We start from the raw sequence: 19,525 nt of genomic DNA on the forward strand, positions 1-19,525 counted from the left end.
TTTATAGAAAATCACTTTAACGATTAAAAACGAAAATGACAATTTGTCATTTGATTGATTATGACAGAATTTGAAGATATTAGTTTAGAAGAAATGATCAGCGACGGATTTGATATCGTAGCTGAGGAAATCAATCTTTCGGACTTCTCGGAGACTGATAAAAATTCCGAACAGAAAATATTCCCTATACTTCCTGTAAGAAATATGGTAATGTTCCCTAATGTAGTGATTCCTATTACTGCGGGAAGAAAAACATCGATACAACTTCTTGAGGAAGCTCAGAAAAATGGCGATTTTATTGGAATTGTAAGCCAGAAAAATTCGGACATGGAGCAACCTTCTGAAAAAGACATTTACACTACCGGAACACTTGCTAAGATCATTAAGATCATCAAGTTACCTGAAGGAAACATTACTGCAATCACGAAGGGGTTCCATAGGTTCAAGATAAAAAAAATCATTGAAACCCAGCCCTATTTCAGAGCAGAAATATCAAAATTAAAAGATAGCAGACCTAAAAATCAGGACGAATATGAAGCACTGCTGGAAAACATTAAAGATCTTGCTTTAAAGATTATTGAGCTGGACCCTAATATTCCTAATGCAGCCAACTTCGCGATCAAGAACATCAATAATAATGATGATCTTCTGAACTTCATCTGCACCAATGCCAATTTCTCATCGGAAGCGAAACAAAAGCTTCTTGAGGAGAAAAGCCTCATGGAAAGAGCTAATAACTGCTATGAGATGATGCATGAGGACTTTAGAAAGCTGGAACTCCGAAACCAGATCCATCAGAAAACTTCTAAGGATCTTGATAAGCAGCAGAGAGAATATTTTCTGAATCAACAGATCAGAACAATTCAGGATGAACTTGGCGGAGGCCCTGAAAGTGATGTTGAAGATCTTATTAACAAGGCGAAGGATAAAAAATGGAGCCAGGAAGTAGAAGACCATTTCCAAAAGGAAATCAGCAGACTACAGCGCCAAAATCCTAACTCTCCGGATTATAATGTACAGAGAAATTACCTGGATTTCTTCACGGATCTTCCATGGGAAACATATACTAAAGATATTTTTGATATCGCAAAAGCTGAAAAAGTTTTAGATAAAGCTCACTTCGGACTGGAAGATATTAAGAAAAGAATTTTGGAACACATGGCTGTTTTAAAATTAAAAAATAATATGAAATCTCCTATCCTCTTGTTGGTAGGGCCTCCCGGAGTAGGTAAAACGTCTCTGGGTAAGTCTATTGCTGATGCTCTAGGAAGAAAATATGTAAGACTATCTTTGGGAGGCCTTCACGATGAGAGTGAGATCCGAGGACACAGAAAAACGTATATCGGAGCGATGGCCGGAAGAATCTTACAGTCTATCAAAAAATCAGGCACATCCAATCCGGTTATTGTTCTGGATGAGATTGATAAGATAGCACAGGGCCTTCACGGCGATCCCAGCTCAGCATTGCTTGAAGTTCTTGATCCTGAACAAAATAAGTCTTTCTATGACAACTTCCTTGAAATGGGGTATGACTTATCAAAAGTAATGTTTATTGCAACGGCCAATTCACTTTCAACGATACAAACTCCTCTTTTGGACAGAACTGAAATCATCCAGATTGCAGGATATACTTTAGAGGAAAAAATTGAGATTGCGAAGAGACATTTAATCAAAAAACAACAGGAGGAAAATGGTTTGGATACGAAGTCATTTAAACTGGGGAATCCTGAACTGAAACATATTATAGAAGCCCATACTTCAGAAAGCGGAGTAAGAACTTTAGAGAAAAGAATTGCTTCTATAGCAAGATGGGTGGCGCTTCAGACTGCTTTGGAAAAAGAGTATGATTCTAAGATATCTCTTGAAAAAGTAGACGAAATACTTGGTGTTCCAAGACCTAAAAGCTTATCTGAAATAACTGGAGTGCCTGGTGTTGTAACAGGTCTTGCCTGGACAAGTGTAGGAGGTGATATCCTTTATATTGAAAGTATTTTAAGTAATGGAAAAGGCAGTTTAACCATGACGGGTAACCTTGGAACGGTAATGAAGGAGTCTGCGACAATTGCTTTAGAGTACATCAAAGCAAGACATGATGAGTTGGGAATACCGCAGGAAGAACTGGATAAAAAGAACATCCACGTCCATGTTCCGGAAGGGGCAACTCCTAAAGACGGACCTTCTGCAGGTATAGCCATGCTAACTTCAATGGTTTCTTCTTTTAAAAACAAAAAGGTAAAACCACATCTTGCTATGACAGGGGAAATCACCTTAAGAGGGAAAGTACTTCCCGTAGGAGGAATCAAAGAGAAACTTTTAGCTGCTACCAGAGCCGGAATCAAAGAGGTAATTCTTTGTGAAGCCAACAGAAAAGACGTAGAAGAGATCAAAAAAGATTATTTAAAAAATCTACAGGTACATTACGTCAACAGAATGGAGGATGTCATTGACATCGCCATTGAAAAATAAAACAAACTTTTCAACATATCAACTTCTCAATAAAGAAACACGTTCTGATTACCAGGCGTGTTTCTGTTTTTAAGCCTCCTTTAATTCGTTGTATGGAATGAAATTTGGAGTGTTGAAAGAAAAATCCAAACAGTTTGAATAAAAAGTGCATTATTTCGTTGGGTTTTTCTTATTTTTATTCCATACTGCAGATTATAAATTATGAATTTCCTCAGACTTCCTTTTCTTGTCAAGCTTACGCTCGTCGTTATTTCCATTATTGGACTTGGCTATCTTCTGGCGCTAGGACAGAGTATTTTGGCTCCGTTTTTCCTTGCATTCCTTATGGCTATGCTTTTTTTACCGGCAGCAACTTTTATGGAAAGAAAACTAAGGTTTCCAAGATCCATATCCACGATGACATCGGTCTTCATTATGCTGATCATATTAGGCGGACTGATTTATTTCTTCAGTTCACAATTATCGGATTTCAGTAAAGATCTCCCTCATCTCAAAGAGCAGTTTACCACTGTATTTGACAGCCTTCAGCACTGGGTTTCTAAAAAGTTCAACGTAAAGGTGGATGAACAGGTAGACTACATTAACCAGGGAGTAAATAAACTTCTGTCTTCTTCGGGAGCTATTTTAGGCTTTACATTTGGAATTTTTTCAACCGGATTTGGATTTATTATATTTTTCACTCTGTTTTTTATCTTTATCTTAAATTACAGAAGACTTCTGAACGGCTTTATCGTCACTGTTTTTAATGAAAGACATAAAGCAAACGTACAGGAAGCTGTAACTGAGATCCGACTTATGACCAAGAAATATATTTTCGGACTTTTTCTTCAGGTTATTATTGTCTCTACCCTTACGACTATTCTTCTTACCGTGTTAGGTGTAAAATATGCTATTCTTTTGGCCGTACTTACCGGACTATTAAATGTAATTCCATATTTGGGAATTTTTATTTCACTTCTCATTTCCTGTTTTATAGCATTTGCAACATCCAGCCCGTCAACCTGTATTTATGTAGCAATGGGATATATTGCGGTACACGCTGTTGACGGAAATATTGTACTTCCATTTGTCGTAGGCTCAAAAGTAAAGATCAATGCATTATTTTCTTTTCTTGGAATTCTTTTAGGAGAGCATCTTTGGGGAATTGCAGGAATGTTCCTTTGTATTCCGGCCATTGCAATTATAAAAATTATCTGCGAAAGAGTGGATGGCCTGAAACCGTGGGGAAAATTGCTGGGTGAAGAACAAAAACCCAATAAAAAGAAAAAGAGCTACAAGATATCCAAAAATATTACCTTGAAAGAAATGGATTAAGGATTGAATAATATATGTACAATTGATAATTGATTACTCAAAAAAATCATTTCCAATTTTTAAATAAAAAAGACTGTCTTTTTCAAGACAGTCTTTTTTACTATTTATTATGCCAGTTATGGCAGTGCACAATATGGACTCATCCCATTTGCACAAGTTTGTGTACACGGAATGTAAGATTGAGTATCAGGACAATATCCCATATCTGGTCCTCCCGGCTCTACGCCTCCGCCGCCGCCCAAGCATGGGTGACCTGGTGGGATTTTACATGGACATCCTTCAGGACCAATATCGCATAGTCCAATACCTACTCCGCCCTGAATCTCTCTTAAATTTGAGCGATCTAATTTTTTAAGATTTTTCAACATAATAATTTATTAGTTTAGTTTGCTTCCCGAATATAGAAAAATAAAATTATACAAAACACCCCATTAACCTAACATTAACAATAAATTATATATTTAAAATCTGAATTCAACATTCATATCCCATTTTTACTTTACATTTGATATAAAATCATCAATCATGAAAATAGTAAAATTCATTTTATGCTTACTTTTCGGGCTTATGTTTATTAATGCCGGTTTAAACAAGTTTTTTAATTATATGCCAATGGAGAAACCTACTCCAGAGCAAATGAAACTTTTCTCTGCTTTTGGAGAAATCAGTTGGTTAATGCCTTTAGTGGGTATTGTAGAAGTCATTGGCGGATTATTATTCATTTTCCCAAAAACAAGAGCCTTAGGAGCCATTGTTATTTTACCTGTCATGGTAGGAATTGTTACCCACGTTTTCACAATGGATAAATCTCCAATGGGAATGAGCATCGCCGGGTTGATGTTCCTGATCAATCTTTGGATCATTCTTGACAACAAAGAAAAATACAAGCATTTAGTTTCATAAGGCTTCAGATATTAAGTTTCAGTTTGTAGTACCTACAAACTGAAACTTAATATCTGTTACCTGTTCCCTACACAAAAGCACTGAATCCTGTAATCGATCGTCCTACGATGAGCGAGTTTATTTCTTTTGTCCCTTCATAAGAATAAATGGCTTCGGCATCGGCTACAAAACGGGCTACATCATATTCCAGCAAAATTCCGTTTCCACCCAGCACTTCTCTTGCTCTGGAAACGATATCTCGTGTTCTTAAGGTACAGAAAACTTTAGCCAGAGAAGCATGTTCATCTTTTAAAATTCCTTCATCCTGCATTTCAGATAGCCTAAAAACCATGGTCTGCATTGCTGTAAGGTTAGATAACATTTCTACCAAATGCCCCTGAATCATTTGAAAAGAAGCAATAGGTCTTCCAAATTGTTTTCTTTTTCTGGTATAATCCAGCGCACTTTCGTAAGCTCCCCTTGCACACCCTGTAGCCATCCAGGCTACTCCAGCCCGGGTCATTCGAAGAACTTTACCAGTATCTTTAAAGGAATTGGCATTCTGCAAACGGTTTTCTTCCGTTACAATACAGTCTTTTAACGTTATCAATCCATTCTGGACAATCCTCAAGGCCATTTTCCCTTTGATTTTCTCTACCGAATATCCGGGATTATCTTTTTCCACAATAAAACCTTTCACTTCCCCACTGTCTAAATCTCTTGCCCAAATAATGATAAGATCAGCAAAAGTTGCATTACCAATCCATTTCTTCTGACCATTAAGTACCCAGCCGTCTTCTGTTTTTTTACAGGTTACTGTAAGACCACCTGCGGCTCCTGAACCTACTTCAGGCTCTGTAAGACCGAAAGCTCCAATTTTTTCAAATTTCTGCATCTGTGGAAGCCACTTTTGTTTTTGTTCTTCTGAACCACAGATGTAAATAGAACCCATTGCCAATCCAGATTGCACGCCAAAAAATGTAGCGATAGAGGCATCTATTCTTGCCATTTCCATTGCGATAACACCTTCCATCAGAAAAGGCATACCCGGACAGCCATAGCCTTCATAGGTCACTCCGCAGATATTAAGCTTCTGAAATTTAGGGATCAATTCAAAAGGAAATTCATCTCTCAGCCAGTAATGATTGACCAAGGGTTTCACTTCTTTCTCCATAAAATCTCTTACCTTAAGCTGAATCTCTCTCTGTTCGGGACTAAGGGTATGGTAAATATCATAAAAATCACCATCAATAGGCGGGAGTTCTTTCTTTTTCTTTTCCGGATCAAGCATTTTCATAATACCGGAAAGCTGCTTATCATCCAGTTTAGAAAAATTCTGCATCAGTTTTGGTAAATCTACTTTGTTAGAAATGGAACTCAGCTGATCAAAATCTATGGATCTAAATAATTCTATTGCGTTTCTGATTTTGGAAAAGGTATTCGACATATTAATATATTGTAATTGGGTTTGTAAAACACAAGCAAAAACTGCTCCGAAAATAACCAGAAAACAGCATTAATATTTTACAAAACACTCAATCACAATCGATTAAATTACAATATTCCGTTTACATTTTTTTTACTTTTGATTTTCAAGCGTTACAAAAGATCCTGACTGAACTTTGACCCAAGCAAAAACATTAAAAATAAACGCTATGAAAACCACTTACATTAAATTATCTCTATCTGCTGTTCTTTTATTAGGCATATATTCATGTAAAAAAGGCGAAGTTTCTTCTAAAGATCTTGAAGCCTATGCTACTACAGATTCAGCAACGGCAGTTATATCAGACAGCATCTCATCTGTCGCAGATATGAAAGTAAAAGACAAACAGTTCATCAAGACTGCGGATGTCAATATGGAAGTAAAAGATGTGTACAATGCAACCATCGCTATTGAAAAATCGGTTCAGGAGCTTGGAGGATTTGTTACCAACAGCAATCTTCAAAGCAATGTGGTTTCTGAAAACACCTACAACACTTCTAATGAAGAAGCTATGCTGGTTAAAAAATTTCAGACAGAAAATACAATGCAGGTGCGTATTCCGACTGAAAAACTAGGTGAACTTTTAACAGCAATCAATACGAACAAATTATTTCTTAATTCCAGATCTATTAATGCGAAAGATGTGACTGCCAATACCAAATATTCGGAACTTGAAGGGAAAAGAAATCAAAAAACCTCTGAAAATATCAGCAAGCTTAAAACCAATAAGGATAAAGTAATCTTACACGATGAGAATATGTCTGAAGGGAATCTTCAAAAGCTATCAAGTATGAATATGACAGACGATCTCAAATACAGCACCATTCAGATTTACATCAAAGAACCTCAATTGCGTATTGCAGAAATTACTATTACCAACACGACAAGCATTGATAATAAATATAAATACAATTTCATTTATGACGCAAAGGATGGCTTTGTCTATGGATTCTACTTGATCCAGAAAATCATAGTGGTTCTTATCAACATCTGGCCAATCCTATTAATTGCAGCTGCCATGATCTATTTCCTAAGAAAAAGAAGAGTTTCAAAACCTGAACAGCCAAAAATTCAAGAATAAAAAAAACCTAACCAATTGGTTATCATCGTAATTTTAGATGTTACAACCTCCTTTTCCGGGAGGTTTTTATTTTTTTCAAAAAAAACTGTAACGAATATAACTCTTGTTTTACATACTGTTTAAAATAACTTAAAAATCAAAAAAAATAATAGTATGAAAAATTTAGTAAAACTTGGGTTCGCAGCATTATTATCAATGAGTTCTTCCATAACTGCAACAGCACAGAGTAAGGAGACTCCCAACAGTAACAGTCTGCTTTGGGAGGTTACCGGCAATGGTCTTTCTAAGCCATCTTATATTACCGGAACTTTTCATATCTTATGCAGTAAAGATTTTGAGATCAAATCTAAAGTACTCAAAGCCCTTGAAAAATCAGATAACTTTGTAATGGAAGTTAATTATACAGATCCCGTCGAGATGGCAACACTACAGAAAATGTATCAGACTGATAAGAAAATATCTGATCAGCTTTCTCCAAATGAAGCGAAAGAACTGGATAACATTCTAACCGATTACGGAACTACCCTTGAAAGCATAGACACTTCAAGCCCTCAGGCTCTTTATGCTCTTCTTGCGGCCAAAGCAACCCCATGTCCTCAGACTGAAATAAAACTCTATGAAATGGAACTTCTGAAAAAGGCAATGAAAGATAAAAAGAACATTAAAGGGCTGGAAAAGGTAGAGGAGCAGATGAAATCCATCAACGAAGCTTATGATCTGAGGAGCACTATCTCACAGCTAAAAATGGGTAAGGAATATGAAATTTTATTCAGACAGATGATAGAAGCTTTTAAAAATGAAAATATACAATCACTATACACTCTTTTCAAGGATGAAAGATTTATGAATGCCCGGCAGGAAAAGGCGATGCTCACCAACAGAAATAAAAACTGGGTAAAAATAATGCCGGAAATAATGAAAGATAAAAGTTCTTTCTTTGCAGTAGGCGGTTCACATCTAATGGGTGAAAACGGAATTATCCCTCTTCTACAGTCTAAAGGCTATACGGTAAAACCTGTCTCTGGTCTATAATAGTAATCAAACCATGAAACTATTGTGAGTAATTCAACTGAAACTGCTTTTTTACAGCTTGTCAACCAGCATAAAGGCATTTTATACAAAGCCTCCCGCATCTATGCCGATTCTATAGAGGACCGGGAAGACCTTCAGCAGGAAATTCTTATCCAACTCTGGAAATCCTACCAGACTTTCAAAGGGAATAGTGAGTTTTCCACCTGGATGTATCGTGTGGCAATCAATACTGCTATTACTTTTTTAAAAAAAGAAAAGCAGAGAACCAATAATCATACAGATACTGCTCATCATTTTGAAGTTCAGCAAGAAGATTATAATCCTGCAAAAGATAAGCAACTGGAAATCTTTTACAATGCAGTCCAGCAGTTGAATTCTTTAGAGAAAGCCGTTATATTTTATTTCATGGAAGGGATGTCTCATAAAGAGATTGGAAACAACCTCGGGCTCAGTGAAGGAAACACCCGTGTAAAACTCAACAGAACAAAAGAAAAAATACAGCAAATCATAAAAAAATCAGGCCATGAACTTTGACCAATTAAAAGAACAATGGAATAATGAAGACAGTAACGTCACTATTCCTGATAGCATAAAACAATTAAAGGAGAGCAAACATCCTATAGAAAAAATTCAAAAAAGCATGAAAAAAGAATTTCCAATGCAGATTCTTGCCATCATCCTTATGGGATTCTTCCCGCTTCAGTTTGGATTTCCAGTTTCACAGTACATTATCTACTATATATCCTATACAATGATGATTGTAATATCCTCCTATTATCTGTTTGGATTTTATAAATTCTACAGACAAACTGAACTTTATACTGGAAATACCAAGAACAGTCTTTGGAAAATCTATCACGAGCTTAGATTAAATATGGAAAGATATCAGTCATTTGGCTTTTTATTACTGCCTCACTTCCTTATCACTATTGGATTGTTTATCTATAATATTTTGGAAAAGAAAGGCCATGGCCTGTCCAACTCAAATCAGTTCTTTTTAATAATTGCTGTTTTGATGGGAACGCTTTTATTAGTGGCAAGTATAGTTTCATGGACAAAATATATCTATGGACATCAGGCCAAGCAATTGGAAACCATCTTAAATGAAATGGATGAATAATATTTAAAGTATCTTTTATAAACATAAAAAATGAACCTCAGAACATTTCTGGGGCTTTGTTTTTTAAAAAATTGTTATTTATACTCCTCAAATTTATCTGAGGTTTTATTTTTCCTTAAATTTGCCAATCAGAAATAAATCATTATGGATTTTTAGGTATTATGATCCGATACATGGTTTTCTGAACACTATAAATTCCTGAAATATGCTATCAAAAATAAATCCTATACAAACTAACAGCTGGAAAGCTCTTGATGAACATTTTGCCGGAAATGACTTTGACCTGAGAAGTCTGTTCCAATATAATCCAACCCGCTTTGAAGAGTTCTCTTTACAAAAAGACAATTATCTTTTTGATTATTCTAAAAACTTAATTGATTCCAGAACGAAGGAACTTTTATTACAACTGGCTGAAGAATGCCAGTTGAAGGATTCTATCACCAGAATGTTTTCCGGAGACAAGATCAATGAAACAGAAGGAAGAGCAGTTTTGCATACAGCATTGAGGGATTTTTCAGATCGTGAGATTCTTGTAGATGGTGAAAATATCAAACCACAGATCAAGAATGTTCTTGAACATATGAAAACGTTTTCTGAAAAAATCATTTCAGGAGAACATAAAGGTTTTAGCGGTAAAGCGATCACTGATGTTGTCAACATCGGTATCGGAGGTTCAGACTTAGGACCTGTGATGGTTTGCTCTGCATTAAAACATTTTAAAACAAGACTGGATGTTCACTTTGTTTCCAATGTGGACGGAAATCATATTGCAGAAGTTGTTAAAAACTTAAATCCGGAAACTACTCTATTCATCATTGCTTCTAAAACGTTTACTACTCAGGAAACGATGACCAATGCAAATTCTGCAAAAGACTGGTTCCTTAAAGCTGGAAAACAGGAAGATGTAGCAAAGCACTTTGTAGCTTTATCCACTAATATTGAAGCTGTTAAACAGTTCGGAATCGCAGAAGAGAACATTTTCGAATTCTGGGACTGGGTAGGCGGAAGATATTCACTTTGGAGTGCTATCGGATTAAGCATTGTTCTTTCCGTAGGATATGAAAACTTCGAACAGCTTTTGAAAGGAGCTTTTGATACTGACCAACACTTCCAGACTGCAGATTTCTCTGAAAATGTTCCTGTATTAATGGGACTTCTTGGAATCTGGTATCGTAATTTCTACGCAGCAACAACTTATGCAATCTTACCTTACTCTCAGTATCTGGACAGATTTGCTGCTTATCTTCAGCAGGGAGATATGGAAAGCAATGGAAAATGTGTAGACAGAAACGGTGAATTCGTAGAATATGAAACAGGACCAATTATCTGGGGAGAGCCTGGTACAAACGGTCAGCACGCTTTCTACCAATTGATCCACCAAGGTACGGAATTGATCCCAGCAGATTTTATTGCGTATGCAAAAAGCCCTAACAAAGTTTCTGACCATCAGGATATATTGTTAGCGAACTTTTTCGCTCAGACTGAAGCTCTTGCCTTCGGAAAGCTGGAAGAGGAAGTTGAAGAAGAACTTAGAGGTGCAGGAAAATCTGACGAAGAAATAGACAGATTGATCAATTTCAAAATCTTCCACGGAAACACTCCTACCAACTCCATATTATTCAAAGAATTAACTCCTTTTTCACTAGGACAATTAATCGCCATGTATGAGCACAAAATCTTTGTACAGGGTGTCATCTGGAACATTTTCAGTTTTGATCAGTTTGGTGTGGAATTAGGTAAAGTATTAGCCAACAAAATTCTTCCTGAACTTGAAAATGATGAGGCTATCAATTCTCATGACAGTTCTACTAATGGATTGATCAGTTACTATAAAGAATTTAAGTAGTAAAAAGTAAAAATAAATCTAATAAAGTAATAAAAGTAAAATGGCAGAAATTCTTGACGGACTTAAAGTATCCAAAGAAATAAAAGCGGAGATCAAGGTTGAGGTGGAAAAAATCATTGCAAGCAAAAGGAGAGCACCACATCTGGTAGCAATTCTTGTTGGAAACAACGGAGCTAGCAAGGCTTATGTAAATGCTAAAGTGAAAGATTGTGAGGAAGTAGGATTTCAATCCAGCTTAATCAAATTCCCCAGTACTGTTGCAGAATCTGAATTATTGGAAAAAATTGACGAACTAAATAAATCGAAAGCTGTTGACGGATTTATCGTTCAGTTACCTTTACCAGATCAGATTGACCAGGAGAAAATCATTAACGCAATTGATCCAAGAAAGGATGTTGATGGGTTCCACCCTGAAAACTTCGGAAAAATGGCATTAGAGATGGACACCTTCTTACCGGCTACTCCTTTCGGAATCTTAACATTATTGGAAAGATACAATATTGAAACCAAAGGAAAAGACTGCGTAATCATCGGAAGAAGTAAAATCGTAGGAAGACCGATGAGTATTCTTATGGGAAGAAAAGATTTCCCAGGAAACTCTACCGTAACTCTTACACACTCATATACAAAAGACATCGAAGAATACACTAAAAAGGCAGACATCGTTATTACAGCTTTAGGTGATCCTCATTTCTTAAAAGGAGAAATGATCAAGGAAGGAGCTGTAATTGTTGACGTAGGGATCACAAGAGTAGATAACGATTCTCCAAAAGGATATTACCTTGCCGGCGACGTGGATTTTGAAAGCTGTGCCGCTAAAGCAAGCTGGATTACACCGGTACCTGGAGGAGTAGGCCCAATGACAAGAGCAATGTTGATGAAAAACACCATCATTGCTTACAAAACTTCGGTCTATAACGACTAATTTAAAAATGAATAAAGAAGAAGATATTTTATTAAAAGAAGGTAAAATGCTCCCTGTAATGGAGCATTTTTACACTTTACAGGGAGAAGGAGCACATACTGGAAAAGCCGCCTATTTTATTAGACTAGGAGGCTGTGATGTTGGATGCCACTGGTGTGATGTAAAAGAAAGCTGGGATCCTGAGCTTCATCCTCTTATGAATGCAGAAGAAATAGCGCAAACAGCAGCCAGCCACTGTAAAACAATTGTTCTGACAGGAGGAGAACCTTTGATGTGGAACCTGAATATCCTTACATCCAAATTAAAAGAACTGGGGTGTACTGTGCATATCGAAACTTCAGGAGCTTATCCTATGAGCGGACAACTGGATTGGATCACTCTTTCACCCAAGAAAACAGGGCTTCCTAAAGAAGAAATTTATCAGAAAGCTAATGAGTTGAAAATGATTATTTTCAATCAGCATGATTTTACATTTGCACAGGAACAGGCAGCAAAAGTTTCTGAAAACTGTAAGCTTTATCTTCAAAGTGAATGGAGCAAAAGGAATGAAATGTATCCTAAGATTACAGACTTCATTCTTGAGCATCCGGAGTGGCAGGCTTCAGTTCAGACTCATAAATATCTGAATATCCCATAAAAAAGTGTAAATTAGCGGGCCACATCCGCTATAATACCGTTAGATGCAGAGAATTCGATACTCTAGATACGTGAAATCGATCATCATTTTGCTTGACCTCATGGTTATTGCATCTATCTTTATATTCTTTTTTATAAGCAGAAACGAAAGTTTAAAATATCACAAAGAAACCTGGTACCAGAATGCTTTTTCCTTGATTTTATTGTTTTTGTTCTGGGTGCTGCTAAGCGGTAGGACAAAAATATACAATATCCCAAGGAATCTCACGTATACCCTGTTTCTGGAACGCCTTTTAATTCACTTCCTGTTTTTTATACTGGGTGTACTGCTTATAGGAAAGGTAAGTAATAATGTCTTTTTCAATTCAGATATTTACTGGCTCTCCTTTTATCTTTTTGCTTTTATTTTTCTGGAAAAATCATTGATCTATTTCGCCATTAAGTATTTGCGTTCTCTGGGGATCAACCATAGAAATGTAATGTTTCTGGAGAATAATGATTCTACAGAGATCCTTAGAAACATTTTTAAAGACCGTAAAGATTATGGATACCGGATATTTGAATACGAAAATTCAGAAATCAGAACCAGCGAATTAGTCAGTTTCTGGAAAAAAAATGGGATTCATACCCTATTTTTATCTACAGAAAATTCATATGATGAAAAAACGGAAACTGAAATATTCAAACTCGCGGAGGACAATAAAGTTCATATTTCACTGATACCGAGTATCACTCAAAGTGACTTTTTCCTTTATGACCTTGGATATATACAGACTCAGCCCGTTCTCAGCCAGGCAAGATATCCGCTGGATTATTATTCTAACTTCCTGATGAAAAGGACATTTGATATCTTTTTCTCCATTTTTGTATTGGTCTTCATCTGCTCCTGGGTTTTCCCAATTATTGCCCTATTAATCAAAACAACCTCTAAAGGTCCTGTTTTCTTTTTACAGAAAAGATATGGCTTTCATGAAGAAGTCTTCAGCTGTTTTAAATTTCGAACCATGGTTGTAAATGAAGAATCGGCTATCAAAACTACCTCAGAAAATGATTCCAGAATAACTAAAATAGGCAAATTCTTAAGAAAGACCAGCCTTGATGAGCTTCCTCAGTTCATAAATGTATTAAAGGGAGAAATGTCTGTTGTAGGACCACGCCCCCATATGCTGGCTGTTGATAATTATTACAAACCTAAAATCGGAAGATACAGTTTAAGAAGTATGGTAAGCCCCGGCATTACGGGACTGGCACAGGTAAGCGGACTTCGTGGAGATTTTGGAGATGTGGATGTAGAAATGAAAAAAAGAGTTTTGGCGGATGCCTTTTACGTAAGAAACTGGAGTTTTGTTCTCGATCTCGTTATTATTTTAAAAACCGTTTTACTGGTCATTGCAGGTGATAAAAATGCAAAATAAAATGCAGATTAAGCCGTAGATAATTTTAACATTTTTCTATACATCAGTCTTACCTTCAACTCTAGCCTAATTAAATAAAAAAGTCTAATTTAGCAGTATGTTAAAAAAGTTTTTCACAGCAGTAGGGGAATACATGATCCTCTTAGGGAAATCCCTGCAGAAACCTCAGAAAATGAAGGTTTTTTGGAAGCTGTTCATGAGAGAAATTAATGATTTGGGAGTAAATTCTTTCGGACTTGTTGTCTTCACTTCTATCTTTGTGGGGGCAGTAGTCGCCATTCAGATGTTCAACAACTTTGATGCATCTTCGTTTCCTATTCCTCCTTCATTTGTAGGATATGCTACGAAGGCTGTACTTGTACTGGAGTTTGCGCCTACCATTATCAGTTTAATTTTAGCGGGTAAAGTAGGATCTTATATTGCATCAAGTATTGGAACAATGAGAGTTTCCGAACAGATTGATGCGCTGGATATCATGGGGGTAAACTCACCCAACTTTCTGATATTTCCAAAAATTATCGCCTGTATGTTATTTAACCCTCTTCTTATTGCAATCAGTATTGTATTTGGTATCGGGGGAGGCTATATTGCAGGAATATTAACCGGGAACTGGACTACCAATGACTATATCACCGGTATCCAGATGTATATGCCTAATTTATTTATATACTATGCATTTACCAAAACCACAGTGTTTGCATTCATCATTGCAACAGTCCCTTCTTATTTCGGATATTTTGTAAAAGGAGGATCACTGGAAGTAGGTAGAGCGAGTACACAGGCCGTGGTATGGACAATGGTATTTATTATCATTTCCGAATTAATTTTAACCCAATTAATATTAAGCTAATGATTGAGGTAAAAGATCTTAAGAAAAGTTTTGGTGATGTTGAAGTACTTAAGGGAATTTCGACTTCATTTGATAAAGGAAAAGTAAACTTAATCATTGGACAGAGTGGCTCGGGGAAAACGGTTTTTCTTAAAAGTTTATTGAACGTCTATATGCCATCATCCGGAGAAATCCTGTTTGACGGCAGGAATGTGAATACCATGACCAGGGATGAAAAACAGCATCTTCGCTCAGAAATCGGAACGGTATTTCAGGGGAGTGCTTTATTTGATTCTTTAACAGTTGAAGAAAATATCATGTTTCCGTTGGATATGTTTACGAATCTTACCTATAGAGAAAAGAAAAAAAGGGTTTTTGAGGTTATAGGAAGAGTACATCTTGATAAAGCTGATAAAAAATATCCATCTGAAATCTCAGGAGGAATGCAAAAAAGGGTTGCCATTGCAAGGGCTATTGTCAACTATCCCAAATATTTATTCTGTGATGAACCCAATTCCGGACTAGATCCTTATACATCTAAGGTCATTGATGATCTTTTATATGAAATCACAAAAGAATACAATACAACAACGATCATCAATACTCACGATATGAATTCTGTGATGACAATTGGCGAGAAAATTGTATACCTGAGACTGGGAATCAAGGAATGGGAAGGTAACAAGGACATTTTGATTACTGCAGGCAATAAAAATCTTATTGATTTCGTTTATTCTTCAGAACTGTTTAAAGAGCTGCGAGAGTATTTACTCGAGAATAATAAAACGATTGAAAATTCAATTACAAAAATAGATGATAATGAAAAAGATACTTAGTATAGCGTTAATAGGTTTTTCAATGTGGGCTTCAGCACAGATCTCACTGGCAGGTAAGGCTAATTTAATATTTCCTACGGGTTCACCTTCATGGTCAAACATCAAAGGAACAGTCAATGATGCCGTTAATGGATCAGGTAAAAATAATGTAGGGTTCAATGTAGGACTTTCATTAAAAGTAGGTCTTCCTACTTCTTTATTTGTGATGCCGGAAATTTATTATACTCATTTCAAAAATGAGTTTACCACGGAGAACACTACATTTGATGTTAAAAGTAACCGTATAGATGTTCCGGTACTTTTGGGATATAATCTTTTAGGGAATATGCTTGGTGTTTTTGTAGGTCCGGTTGGAAGTTTTAATTTAAACAAAGACAATACCTATAATGACTTTAAAGAAAATGCTAAAAATAATTTCACGGTAGGATACCAGTTTGGGGCACAGCTTGAAATTAAAAAGCTTATTCTAAATGCAAGATACGAAGGAGCCTTTAGTAAGGACGAAAGAAACTTCATCAACAGAGTTTCCGGTTCGGAGATCAGATATGACAACAGACCCAACCTGTTTATGGTGGGGCTGGGATATAAATTTTAATCAACAATCGAAAATAACAACTTAAAACCCTGAGATCTATATCTGAGGGTTTTTATTTTGATTTTCAATCTCAGCCTGACGTTTTGCAATATCTGCAGCCTGTTTTTCCAATTCTTCTTTTTCTTTCTGAAGCTGTTTGAATTCTTTTTTCCTCTGCTCTTCTTTTATGGCGCTCCCTTTACTCAGATAGCCTACCATTCCGCCGATAATAAGACCAATCCCAACTCCTGCCATCATGCCCATGATGTGGGAAATTTTAATTTGTTCTACAGCAAAATCTGTGGTCAGATAGAAAAGTAAGGCAGAAACAGCCAAAAGTATAAATCCGGTAATTGATAAACTCTTCATAATATTGTGTTTAGGTGGTTACATTAAAAAGCCTTACCAAATTTACTAAAAATTTAATAAGGCCCTACTCAAGATTAAAATTCTAATTATATTTTTCCTCCCGCAGCCTTATAGTATTCCAAAGCTTTCGGAAGATCTTTATTTATATCTGAAATTCTTGTTTCCGGATTCGGGTGGGTAGACAGGAATTCCGGCTGTCTTGCTCCTGAGGACGCCGCTTCCATTCTGTTCCAGAAAGGGATCGCTGCTCTAGGGTCATATCCTGCCATAGACATAAGATAAAGTCCCATTTCATCAGCTTCTGACTCCTGACTTCTTCCATATTTCAATAAAGCAACTTGTGAACCTATTGGATAGGCTTTCTGGAAAATACTTGCCCATTGTGCATTTGAAATAGCTCCTCCAAGAAGAGCACCACCATACTGAGCCATCATAGCCTGGGAAATTCTCTCATTTCCATGGCCTGCCAATGCATGGGATACTTCGTGTCCCAATACTACTGCAAGACCGTTATCATCTTTTGTAACAGGTAATATACCGGTATACACCGCTACTTTACCTCCGGGCATACACCATGCATTCAGTTCGTTGCTTTGCAAAAGATTGAATTCCCAGTTATAATTGGCGAGATCAGCTGATCTTCCAATATTCTGATAATATCTTTCTGCTGCACTTTTAATTCTGTTTCCTACATTTCCCACTCTTTTTGCATCTGCGGTACCGGTAATCACCTTACCTTTAGACAATGTCGTTTTATATTCCTGTGCAGACATTGTTAAAATTTCTGAATTGTTAGCCAGCTGTAAAGAGGACCTACCCGTAATCGGGTTTGTAGTACAGGAAACGGCCGACAGAGCAATGGCTCCTATTCCTAATAGATGTGTAACTTTCATAGTTTGAGTGTTAATACCTCAACTTTAACAATTTTTATTCCAAAATATCCAATAAAGAATATATTTGCATACATTTTGCTGTTTAAACTTAATAATTATCTCAATCATGAAAAAGTATATTCCTCTTTTGATGGTTTTTGGATTTCTTTTCTTTTTTCAGAACTGCGCTTCTCAAGGCTCAGTAGATCCAAAAGCAGTGAACGCTCTAGTAGATTCTCAGGAATTTACCTTCTATGCACAGAGAGCCAACCCTACCAACTATGACGTCCTTAACGTCATGACTTCAATGCCGAATGCAACAGCAACAAGAATGCTGAACCTGGATGGAAGTTATACCATTGATGTAAGTAAAAACAACTTAGATGTGGCACTTCCATATTTTGGAAGATTATACAATGCAACGTATGCAAATACGACGAATAATAGCTACAGATTTACTTCGAAAGATTTCACTGTTACCAAATCCCAAAACAAAAAAGGAAAGTGGATCCTAAGAATTAAACCTAATGATGTAAAGAATGTTGATGAAATTATTATTGAGGTTTATAAAAACGGGAAAGCTTACGTGTCTATGAGAAGTAATGACAGACAGCCAATTTCCTACGACGGATATATTGCAAAAAGTGAAGATAAGCCGGAAAAAGAAAAACTCTAACCTTTAGTTTTATCTGATAAAAACTTTTCAACAAATAATTTTGCTTCAGTGCTTGGATTCGAAACCATCTCTGAAGCATTTTTTTTATGCATCATATAAGCCTCTTCCACTTCATTGCTTTTTTTCATTAAAGACAGTATGTATTCCTGTACCCAATATTCAAAACGTTTTTCAGCCTGATGAATACGGACTTCTTCAAAGCGTCCACTTTTCTTTTTGAGCTCAATAAATTCGAAGATTTTATCGTAGATATCCTTCAGGCCCTCATTATTATGTAACGCTGAACCCAGTAAAACGGGGATCTTCCATTCTTTTTCTTTAGGGGGAATAAAATCCAGGGCTCTTTTAAGCTCCAATCTTGTATTTTTTGCTTTCTGAAGGTTGTCCTGATCTACTTTGTTGATAAAAATAAGATCCACCATCTCCATGATTCCTCTCTTTATTCCCTGAAGTTCATCTCCACCTCCAATAATTTTAAGGAAAAGAAAAACATCGGTAATATCTGCCACAAGAACTTCTGACTGCCCTACCCCAACTGTTTCAATTAAAATATAATCATATCCCGCGGCTTCACAGATCATCATGGTTTCGAAGGTCGTATTGGCAACCCCTCCTAAAAATCCGGAGCTCGGAGAAGGGCGTATGAAAGCATTTTCTTCTTTTGCAAGTTCTTCCATTCTGGTTTTATCTCCTAAAATACTGCCTTTATTGATGGAAGAGCTCGGATCAATCGCCAGCACTGCGACTTTTTTCCCTTCAGCAATAGCCAGTCTTCCAAAGCTTTCTATAAAAGTAGATTTTCCTGCCCCGGGAACTCCGGTTACGCCAACTCGAACAGAATTTCCGGTAAAGGGCATAATCTTCTTTAGCAGTTCTTCCGCCTGCACTCTATGCTCCGCTTTTTTACTTTCAACTAGTGTAATAGCTTTTGCAATCAGGCGTTTGTTACCTGATTGTATTCCTTCTATTAGCTCTTCTGTAGAAAATTTCATTGATTCAAAAGTAATCATTAAAATGGGAACGGTCAATAGCACCCGTTAATGAAATGATAAAAGACCCTAATTTTCTATCAATATTGCATTATTTATAATTAATTAAATTTTATTTCTTCTAAATTAAAACTAGAATCCCCTATACCAAAGGCTTAAGGAATTTATTACATTTGT

20 protein-coding genes are annotated in these 19,525 nt (G+C 36.4%); 15 read left to right on the forward strand and 5 right to left on the reverse strand.

Annotated features, from left to right (window positions below):
• The first annotated feature begins 60 nt into the window (after positions 1 to 60).
• Both lon and AC27VX_RS11280 read left to right on the forward strand, forming a co-directional pair.
• Positions 61 to 2,466 carry an endopeptidase La gene (lon, locus tag AC27VX_RS11275; protein ID WP_236856455.1) on the forward strand — a complete coding sequence of 802 codons (2,406 nt, stop codon included), beginning with the start codon at positions 61 to 63 and terminating at the stop codon, positions 2,464 to 2,466.
• Positions 2,467 to 2,667: 201 nt separating this feature from the next.
• Positions 2,668 to 3,780, forward strand: a complete 1,113-nt coding sequence (locus AC27VX_RS11280) for an AI-2E family transporter (protein ID WP_236856456.1) — start codon at positions 2,668 to 2,670, stop codon at positions 3,778 to 3,780.
• Between the two features lie 116 nt (positions 3,781 to 3,896).
• Here the strand turns inward: AC27VX_RS11280 and AC27VX_RS11285 are convergent, their stop codons facing one another.
• On the reverse strand, positions 3,897 to 4,148 hold the full coding sequence (locus AC27VX_RS11285) for a bacteriocin-like protein (protein ID WP_410680522.1): 252 nt from the start codon (positions 4,146 to 4,148) through the stop codon (positions 3,897 to 3,899).
• Positions 4,149 to 4,305: 157 nt separating this feature from the next.
• Here AC27VX_RS11285 and AC27VX_RS11290 point away from each other — a divergent pair, with 157 nt between their 5' ends.
• The gene (locus tag AC27VX_RS11290) at positions 4,306 to 4,683 is read left to right on the forward strand and encodes a DoxX family protein (protein WP_236856457.1); all 378 of its coding nucleotides are present in this window, start codon (positions 4,306 to 4,308) and stop codon (positions 4,681 to 4,683) included.
• 67 nt (positions 4,684 to 4,750) lie between these two features.
• Here the strand turns inward: AC27VX_RS11290 and AC27VX_RS11295 are convergent, their stop codons facing one another.
• Positions 4,751 to 6,109, reverse strand: coding sequence for an acyl-CoA dehydrogenase family protein (locus AC27VX_RS11295; RefSeq protein ID WP_488695628.1), 1,359 nt, complete (start codon positions 6,107 to 6,109; stop codon positions 4,751 to 4,753).
• Positions 6,110 to 6,317: 208 nt separating this feature from the next.
• Here AC27VX_RS11295 and AC27VX_RS11300 point away from each other — a divergent pair, with 208 nt between their 5' ends.
• The 11 genes from AC27VX_RS11300 (at position 6,318) to AC27VX_RS11350 (ending at position 16,463) form a co-directional block, all read left to right on the forward strand.
• The gene (locus AC27VX_RS11300; protein ID WP_488695630.1) at positions 6,318 to 7,229 is read left to right on the forward strand and encodes a DUF4349 domain-containing protein; all 912 of its coding nucleotides are present in this window, start codon (positions 6,318 to 6,320) and stop codon (positions 7,227 to 7,229) included.
• A gap of 153 nt (positions 7,230 to 7,382) precedes the next feature.
• Positions 7,383 to 8,261, forward strand: coding sequence for a TraB/GumN family protein (locus AC27VX_RS11305; RefSeq protein ID WP_488695632.1), 879 nt, complete (start codon positions 7,383 to 7,385; stop codon positions 8,259 to 8,261).
• A gap of 24 nt (positions 8,262 to 8,285) precedes the next feature.
• Entirely contained in the window at positions 8,286 to 8,795 is a 510-nt protein-coding gene (locus tag AC27VX_RS11310; RefSeq protein WP_236856461.1) for an RNA polymerase sigma factor, read from the forward strand.
• The gene (locus tag AC27VX_RS11315; RefSeq protein ID WP_236856462.1) at positions 8,785 to 9,381 is read left to right on the forward strand and encodes a hypothetical protein; all 597 of its coding nucleotides are present in this window, start codon (positions 8,785 to 8,787) and stop codon (positions 9,379 to 9,381) included. The genes AC27VX_RS11310 and AC27VX_RS11315 overlap by 11 nt, the downstream gene beginning before the upstream one ends.
• Positions 9,382 to 9,586: 205 nt before the next feature.
• Positions 9,587 to 11,227: a glucose-6-phosphate isomerase gene (gene pgi, locus AC27VX_RS11320; protein WP_236856463.1), complete on the forward strand. Its 1,641-nt coding sequence runs from the start codon at positions 9,587 to 9,589 to the stop codon at positions 11,225 to 11,227.
• A 40-nt stretch (positions 11,228 to 11,267) separates the two neighbouring features.
• A complete protein-coding gene (locus AC27VX_RS11325; protein ID WP_236856464.1) occupies positions 11,268 to 12,152 on the forward strand; it encodes a bifunctional 5,10-methylenetetrahydrofolate dehydrogenase/5,10-methenyltetrahydrofolate cyclohydrolase in 885 nt (294 codons plus the stop codon).
• Positions 12,153 to 12,159: 7 nt separating this feature from the next.
• A complete protein-coding gene (locus tag AC27VX_RS11330) occupies positions 12,160 to 12,789 on the forward strand; it encodes a 7-carboxy-7-deazaguanine synthase QueE (RefSeq protein ID WP_236856465.1) in 630 nt (209 codons plus the stop codon).
• Between the two features lie 43 nt (positions 12,790 to 12,832).
• Positions 12,833 to 14,203 (forward strand): exopolysaccharide biosynthesis polyprenyl glycosylphosphotransferase, encoded by a 1,371-nt coding sequence (locus AC27VX_RS11335; RefSeq protein WP_236856466.1) that lies wholly within the window; start codon positions 12,833 to 12,835, stop codon positions 14,201 to 14,203.
• A gap of 97 nt (positions 14,204 to 14,300) precedes the next feature.
• Positions 14,301 to 15,053, forward strand: a complete 753-nt coding sequence (locus AC27VX_RS11340; RefSeq protein ID WP_236856467.1) for an MlaE family ABC transporter permease — start codon at positions 14,301 to 14,303, stop codon at positions 15,051 to 15,053.
• Entirely contained in the window at positions 15,053 to 15,868 is an 816-nt protein-coding gene (locus tag AC27VX_RS11345; RefSeq protein WP_236856468.1) for an ABC transporter ATP-binding protein, read from the forward strand. Before AC27VX_RS11340 ends, AC27VX_RS11345 begins: the two co-directional genes overlap by 1 nt.
• Entirely contained in the window at positions 15,852 to 16,463 is a 612-nt protein-coding gene (locus tag AC27VX_RS11350) for an outer membrane beta-barrel protein (protein ID WP_236856469.1), read from the forward strand. The genes AC27VX_RS11345 and AC27VX_RS11350 overlap by 17 nt, the downstream gene beginning before the upstream one ends.
• Before the next feature lie 36 nt (positions 16,464 to 16,499).
• Here AC27VX_RS11350 and AC27VX_RS11355 read toward each other — a convergent pair whose 3' ends face one another.
• Both AC27VX_RS11355 and AC27VX_RS11360 read right to left on the reverse strand, forming a co-directional pair.
• Positions 16,500 to 16,811 carry a hypothetical protein gene (locus AC27VX_RS11355; protein ID WP_236856470.1) on the reverse strand — a complete coding sequence of 104 codons (312 nt, stop codon included), beginning with the start codon at positions 16,809 to 16,811 and terminating at the stop codon, positions 16,500 to 16,502.
• Between the two features lie 86 nt (positions 16,812 to 16,897).
• On the reverse strand, positions 16,898 to 17,704 hold the full coding sequence (locus AC27VX_RS11360; protein ID WP_236856471.1) for a M48 family metallopeptidase: 807 nt from the start codon (positions 17,702 to 17,704) through the stop codon (positions 16,898 to 16,900).
• 106 nt (positions 17,705 to 17,810) lie between these two features.
• On the opposite strand from AC27VX_RS11360, the gene AC27VX_RS11365 reads away from it, so the two are divergent.
• Complete coding sequence (locus AC27VX_RS11365; protein WP_236856472.1) at positions 17,811 to 18,359, forward strand: DUF4251 domain-containing protein; 549 nt, start codon at positions 17,811 to 17,813, stop codon at positions 18,357 to 18,359.
• On the opposite strand, the gene meaB is transcribed toward AC27VX_RS11365, so the two are convergent.
• Positions 18,356 to 19,351, reverse strand: a complete 996-nt coding sequence (meaB, locus tag AC27VX_RS11370; protein WP_488695634.1) for a methylmalonyl Co-A mutase-associated GTPase MeaB — start codon at positions 19,349 to 19,351, stop codon at positions 18,356 to 18,358. The two genes, AC27VX_RS11365 and meaB, sit on opposite strands and share 4 nt — an antisense overlap.
• Between the last annotated feature and the right edge of the window lie 174 nt (positions 19,352 to 19,525).

It is taken from the genome of Chryseobacterium sp. 14P4.3.2 (genome assembly GCF_057799275.1).

Bases quoted from the DNA above. Each gene is read 5' to 3' on its own strand.
- lon (WP_236856455.1), top strand. From the start codon at position 61: ATGACAGAATTTGAAGATATTAGTTTAGAAGAAATGATCAGCGACGGA.
- AC27VX_RS11280 (WP_236856456.1), top strand. From the start codon at position 2,668: ATGAATTTCCTCAGACTTCCTTTTCTTGTCAAGCTTACGCTCGTCGTT.
- AC27VX_RS11285 (WP_410680522.1), bottom strand. From the start codon at position 4,148: ATGTTGAAAAATCTTAAAAAATTAGATCGCTCAAATTTAAGAGAGATT.
- AC27VX_RS11290 (WP_236856457.1), top strand. From the start codon at position 4,306: ATGAAAATAGTAAAATTCATTTTATGCTTACTTTTCGGGCTTATGTTT.
- AC27VX_RS11295 (WP_488695628.1), bottom strand. From the start codon at position 6,109: ATGTCGAATACCTTTTCCAAAATCAGAAACGCAATAGAATTATTTAGA.
- AC27VX_RS11300 (WP_488695630.1), top strand. From the start codon at position 6,318: ATGAAAACCACTTACATTAAATTATCTCTATCTGCTGTTCTTTTATTA.
- AC27VX_RS11305 (WP_488695632.1), top strand. From the start codon at position 7,383: ATGAAAAATTTAGTAAAACTTGGGTTCGCAGCATTATTATCAATGAGT.
- AC27VX_RS11315 (WP_236856462.1), top strand. From the start codon at position 8,785: ATGAACTTTGACCAATTAAAAGAACAATGGAATAATGAAGACAGTAAC.
- pgi (WP_236856463.1), top strand. From the start codon at position 9,587: ATGCTATCAAAAATAAATCCTATACAAACTAACAGCTGGAAAGCTCTT.
- AC27VX_RS11325 (WP_236856464.1), top strand. From the start codon at position 11,268: ATGGCAGAAATTCTTGACGGACTTAAAGTATCCAAAGAAATAAAAGCG.
- AC27VX_RS11330 (WP_236856465.1), top strand. From the start codon at position 12,160: ATGAATAAAGAAGAAGATATTTTATTAAAAGAAGGTAAAATGCTCCCT.
- AC27VX_RS11335 (WP_236856466.1), top strand. From the start codon at position 12,833: ATGCAGAGAATTCGATACTCTAGATACGTGAAATCGATCATCATTTTG.
- AC27VX_RS11340 (WP_236856467.1), top strand. From the start codon at position 14,301: ATGTTAAAAAAGTTTTTCACAGCAGTAGGGGAATACATGATCCTCTTA.
- AC27VX_RS11345 (WP_236856468.1), top strand. From the start codon at position 15,053: ATGATTGAGGTAAAAGATCTTAAGAAAAGTTTTGGTGATGTTGAAGTA.
- AC27VX_RS11350 (WP_236856469.1), top strand. From the start codon at position 15,852: ATGAAAAAGATACTTAGTATAGCGTTAATAGGTTTTTCAATGTGGGCT.
- AC27VX_RS11355 (WP_236856470.1), bottom strand. From the start codon at position 16,811: ATGAAGAGTTTATCAATTACCGGATTTATACTTTTGGCTGTTTCTGCC.
- AC27VX_RS11360 (WP_236856471.1), bottom strand. From the start codon at position 17,704: ATGAAAGTTACACATCTATTAGGAATAGGAGCCATTGCTCTGTCGGCC.
- AC27VX_RS11365 (WP_236856472.1), top strand. From the start codon at position 17,811: ATGAAAAAGTATATTCCTCTTTTGATGGTTTTTGGATTTCTTTTCTTT.
- meaB (WP_488695634.1), bottom strand. From the start codon at position 19,351: ATGAAATTTTCTACAGAAGAGCTAATAGAAGGAATACAATCAGGTAAC.